This is a genomic window from Polaromonas sp. P1_E3, from assembly GCF_056405935.1.
The window spans coordinates 1-5,261 of record NZ_JBFUBD010000192.1; the positions used below are offsets into that span (position 1 = coordinate 1).

Consider the following 5,261-nt stretch of genomic DNA (forward strand, 5'->3'; position numbering starts at 1 on the left):
CTGCTGGGCCTGCAGGGTGTGCAGGTTCCCGCCGTCGAACCCATGATCGCGGCTTCACTGCTGGTCACCGGCCTGCTGGTCGTCGCGCGCTGGCGGATGACAGGCGTTGCGGCCGCGCTGGTCGTCGGCGTGTTCGCCCTTTTCCATGGCTTGGCACACGGCTATGAACTCGCCGGGACGGCCAACGCCTGGGCCACCCTCACGGGCATGCTTGCCGCCACGCTGCTGCTACACCTGACGGGCCTGGCTGCGGGCTGGGCGCTGCGCAGCGCCAATGTATGGGTGCCGCGTGCGGCAGGCGCTGCTGTCGCCGCCTTTGGCGTGGCCCTGCTCACCCAACTGGCTTGAGGCGTTCAACATGATCCCTGGCGAACTCCTTACCGACGGACCCGACCATGTGCTCAACGCAGGCCGGCGCACGTTGACCGTCGTCGTGCAGAACACGGCCGACCGCCCCATCCAGGTCGGCTCGCATTACCACTTCGCCGAAACCAACGGCGCCCTCGGTTTTGACCGTGATGCTGCGCGCGGCATGCGGCTAAACATCGCTTCGGGCACGGCCGTGCGCTTTGAGCCGGGGCAGCAGCGCACGGTGGAACTGGTGGAGTTTTCCGGCGACCGAAAAGTGTTCGGATTTCGCGGCCTGATTCAAGGAAAGTTGTGATGCCCCCACGTTCTTCACTTCGTGTATTCACTGCCCCCCCAGGGGGCGCTTGCCTCCCTTGGGGCGGCCCTGCGGGAGCAATTTGATGGCAACCATTGGACGCCGCGCCTACGCGGAAATGTTCGGCCCCACGGTGGGTGACCGCCTGCGTCTTGCTGATACGGATTTGATGGTCGAAGTCGAAGCCGACTACACCTTGCGCGCCGGCAGCTACGGCGAGGAAGTCAAATTTGGCGGCGGCAAAACGATTCGCGACGGCATGGCCCAGTCGCAGAAGACCCGGGCCGAAGGCGCCATGGACTGCGTGATGACCAACGCGCTCATCATCGATCACTGGGGCATTGTCAAGGCCGACATCGGCATCAAGGGTGGGCGCATCGCCGCCATCGGCAAGGCCGGCAACCCTGACACCCAGCCGGGCGTCGACATGATCATCGGTCCCGGCACCGAGATCATCAGCTGCGAAGGCATGATCGTCACGGCCGGCGGCATCGAYTCGCACATTCACTTCATCTGCCCGCAGCAGATCGAAGAAGCGCTCACCTCCGGCATTACCACCATGCTGGGAGGCGGCACCGGCCCGGCCACGGGCACCTTTGCCACCACCTGCACGCCTGGCCCGTGGAACATTGAGCGCATGCTGCAGGCCGCCGACGCATTTCCCATGAACCTGGGCTTCCTGGGCAAAGGCAATGCCAGCCTGCCCGCCGCGCTGCACGAGCAGATCAACGCCGGCGTCATTGGCCTGAAACTGCATGAGGACTGGGGCACCACACCCGCGGCCATCAGCAACTGCCTGGATGTGGCGGAAGAAACCGACACGCAGGTTGCCATCCACAGCGACACGCTCAATGAATCGGGCTTTGTCGAGAACACGATTGCCGCGACCAAAGGCCGCAGCCTCTGCGCCTTCCACACCGAAGGCGCTGGCGGTGGACACGCACCGGACATCCTGCGCGTGGTGGGCGAAGAAAACTTCCTGCCCTCTTCCACCAACCCGACCATGCCTTACACCGTCAACACACTCGACGAGCACGTCGACATGCTGATGGTGTGYCACCACCTGGACGCCGGCATTGCCGAAGACCTGGCCTTTGCCGAAAGCCGCATCCGCAAGGAAACCATTGCCGCTGAAGACGTGCTGCATGACCTGGGCGCGATCAGCATGATGAGCAGCGACAGCCAGGCCATGGGCCGTGTGGGCGAAGTCATCATCCGCACCTGGCAGACTGCGCACAAGATGAAGCAGCAGCGCGGCAAGCTGCCTGGTGATTCGGACCGCCATGACAACTTCCGGGCCAAGCGCTACATCAGCAAATACACCATCAACCCCGCGATTGCCCATGGCATCTCGCACGAGGTCGGATCGGTCGAGCTGGGCAAGTGGGCAGACCTGGTGGTCTGGAAACCGGCCTTCTTCGGCATCAAGCCTTCAGTCATCCTCAAGGGCGGCTTTATCGCCATGGCTGCCATGGGCGACCCGAATGCCTCCATCCCTACACCGCAGCCGGTGCACTACCGCCCCATGTTCGGCGGCTTCGGCGGCGCGATTGCCAAAGGTTCGCTGACTTTTGTCTCGCAAGCGGGGCTGAGCGCCGGCGTCAAGGAACGCTTCGGCCTGGCCAAGACCGTGAGCGCCGTGAAAAACGTGCGCGGCGTGCGCAAGCAGCACATGGTCCACAATGCCTATCTCMCCAGGATGGAGGTTGACGCACAGACCTACCTGGTGCGCGCAGACGGCCAGTTGCTGACCTGCGAGCCAGCCACCAGCCTGCCGATGACGCAACGCTATTTTCTTTTCTAGGCGGTGACGCAGAGGCGGGCTGCAACAATCGGAATCTCGCTAACTCACCTTTCGCCATGAAACCCACCACACCGTTCGAGTCCGCAGCGCGCCTTGCATTGATCGCTACCGCATTGGCTTGCGCCGCCGCCGCAAGCCACGCCCAGGAACTATGGCCCGGCACGAAACTGGGCATGTCGCCGGCCGATGTGTCCAACCGATTTCCCTCCGCCAAACCCATTGCCGCGGCACCGACCGGCGAGCCTTGGGGCACCTGCCTGCGAGAGGCGAGCCTGGCCCTCGCCGGCGTGAAGTTCAACACCTGCTTCCGCTTCATCGACGGCAAGCTCGTCAACGTGCTGGCCCGGCAAGAGGATCAATACGTGCAGAACGCATCGACCAAGGCCAACTTCGAGAAGATTGCCGCCGAGTTCCGTAAAAAATACGGCGCGCCCAAGTCGATGACCCTGGAATCGCGCCACGCCGGTCTGTTCGGCGGCGCCATTTGGGAAAGCGAGGGCGTGTCCCTCGAGGTAAGCAGCTCGCCCTCCACACAGATCACCTCTCATTTGGTGGTCGTGTTCAAGAAGGCGCAGTGAGCTGCAAAAACCGGCTTCGTGAATGCCTCCAAAGCAGCATAAATCCCCCAACAACGCTTTGCCGACAATGACCCCCTCCATGWTGCAGTGCTCCAAAATCATCCCGCAAGGCAAGGGCCTCGCGCCCGTGCTTCTCAAACGCGCCGCCTCTGTCGAGCTCGACTGGGACGTGCGCCAAAAAAGCCGATTTGACGCGACCGACTCGCTTAACCGCCACCTTGGGGTGTTCCTGCCGCGCGGCACACTGGTGCGCGGTGGCGACGTGCTGGTGGCAGAAGATGGCTCCATGGTCAAAGTGGTTGCCGCGCCCCAGGCCGTGCTCCGCATCACCGCGTGCCTGTCGCACGGCTCGCCTTTTGACCTGACACGCGCCGCTTACCACCTGGGCAACCGGCATGTGCCGATTGAACTCAAGCCCGACCATCTCAAAATTGAACCCGACCACGTGCTGGCCGACATGCTGCGTGCGATGCACCTGATCGTGAATGAGGTGGAGGAAGCCTTCGAGCCGGAAGGCGGGGCCTACAGCGCCGACGGCCACAGCCATGGACATGACCATTCTTCCGGACATTTCCATGACCACGCGCAGCCTGCCCCCGCGCCACACGTGCATGGCCCCGATTGCAACCATGGCCACGGCGATCACGCCCATGACGCCAAGCCGGTCGCCATCCAGATCCACAGGCACAAGCCGCAATAGGCCGTAGATGAATATGTCCGCACCGCCTGCAGAGCAGCTTGCGGCTTCCAGCCTGCTCCAGCTGATCTGGCTGGCCTCCCCAGCCCTGCCGGTAGGCGGTTTTTCATACTCGGAAGGGCTTGAAACCGCCATGGATCGTGCGCAACCAGCTACGGAAATGATAGCAAGCGACTGGCTTACCGACCAGCTTCAGCTGAGCGTGGCACGCGGCGACCTGGCGGTGATTGCACAGGCTGTTCCGGCCTGGCGCTCAGGCAACCTGCCACGCGTGCGGCAACTCAATGACTGGGTGCTGCAAACCCGGGAAACCAGCGAACTGCGCGCCCAGGCCGAACAGATGGGCCGCTCCCTGCTGGACTGGCTGCGCAACCATGACGGTGTCAACGCCGCACACATTGAAGCCTGTGCGCAGATGCAGCCGACCTTCCCCGCCGCCTTTGCGCTGGCCGTTTCACAGACCGAGGCGGGCGTGCGAGACTGCCTGCTGGCCTATGCTTTCGGCTGGGCTGAAAACATGACACAAGCCGCCATCAAATCCGTGCCTTTGGGCCAAAGCGCCGGCCAGCGCATGCTGGCCCGCCTGGCCGGCGGCATACCCGCAGCGGTCGAGGCCGCCATGCAGCTGCCCGATGATGAACGCCAGGCCTTTTCCCCCATGCTGGCCATTCTTTCGTCACAGCACGAAACCCAGTATTCGCGGCTGTTCCGCTCCTGAGACCCCTTGCAACCTCCACAAAGCCAACCATGAGTCTGCACCACATCGCCAACCGCACCAAAAAACTCCCGCCTCTGCGCGTCGGCATCGGGGGCCCGGTCGGTTCCGGAAAAACCACCCTGCTTGAAATGCTGTGCAAAGGCATGAAGGCCAAATACGACCTCGTCGCCATTACCAACGACATTTATACCAAGGAAGACCAGCGCATCCTGACCGTCAGCGGCGCGCTGGACGCCGAACGCATCATGGGCGTGGAAACCGGCGGCTGCCCACACACCGCCATACGAGAAGACGCTTCGATCAACCTGGAAGCCATCGACCGTATGCTGGTGGACTTCCCTGACGCCGACGTCGTGTTTGTGGAGTCCGGCGGCGACAACCTCGCCGCTACCTTCAGCCCCGAGCTGAGCGACCTCACCATCTACGTGATCGACGTTGCCGCCGGGGAGAAAATTCCACGCAAGGGYGGACCCGGCATCACCAAAAGTGACCTGTTCGTCATCAATAAAACCGACCTGGCCCCGCATGTGGGCGCTGACCTGGGCGTGATGCAGGCGGACACCATACGCATGCGCACCACGGCCAAGGGCCTGAAGCCTTTTGTCATGACCAATCTCAAGACCCATGCCGGCCTTGCGGAGGTCATCGCGTTTATCGAGACAAAAGGGATGCTGCTACCCCAGCCTGAAGCCGCGTAGCCGCGAGCAGGGCAAAAAAAAGCCCGGAAGACCGGGCAGTAAAACTGGCTACGCCAGTGGAGGGAGGTGCGACCCAGGACAGGTCGCAAGAAAAGTGTAGCC

Annotated in this window: 7 protein-coding genes; all 7 read left to right on the plus strand. The window is 62.9% G+C overall.

Annotated features, from left to right (window positions below; translation table 11 throughout):
• A partial coding sequence (locus AC1D0Z_RS15565) for a HupE/UreJ family protein (RefSeq protein WP_477659129.1) occupies nucleotides 1-348 on the plus strand: 348 nt, incomplete at its 5' end.
• Between the two features lie 10 nt (nucleotides 349-358).
• A complete protein-coding gene (locus AC1D0Z_RS15570; protein ID WP_477659130.1) occupies nucleotides 359-664 on the plus strand; it encodes an urease subunit beta in 306 nt (101 codons plus the stop codon).
• Nucleotides 665-749: 85 nt separating this feature from the next.
• On the plus strand, nucleotides 750-2,468 hold the full coding sequence (gene ureC / locus AC1D0Z_RS15575; RefSeq protein ID WP_477659131.1) for an urease subunit alpha: 1,719 nt from the start codon (nucleotides 750-752) through the stop codon (nucleotides 2,466-2,468).
• A gap of 56 nt (nucleotides 2,469-2,524) precedes the next feature.
• Entirely contained in the window at nucleotides 2,525-3,046 is a 522-nt protein-coding gene (locus tag AC1D0Z_RS15580; RefSeq protein WP_477659132.1) for a hypothetical protein, read from the plus strand.
• Nucleotides 3,047-3,125: 79 nt separating this feature from the next.
• Entirely contained in the window at nucleotides 3,126-3,746 is a 621-nt protein-coding gene (gene ureE / locus AC1D0Z_RS15585; protein WP_477659135.1) for an urease accessory protein UreE, read from the plus strand.
• Nucleotides 3,747-3,759: 13 nt separating this feature from the next.
• Entirely contained in the window at nucleotides 3,760-4,461 is a 702-nt protein-coding gene (locus AC1D0Z_RS15590) for an urease accessory protein UreF (RefSeq protein WP_477659133.1), read from the plus strand.
• Nucleotides 4,462-4,490: 29 nt separating this feature from the next.
• Nucleotides 4,491-5,159, plus strand: coding sequence for an urease accessory protein UreG (ureG, locus tag AC1D0Z_RS15595; RefSeq protein ID WP_477659134.1), 669 nt, complete (start codon nucleotides 4,491-4,493; stop codon nucleotides 5,157-5,159).
• The last annotated feature ends 102 nt before the right edge of the window (nucleotides 5,160-5,261 follow it).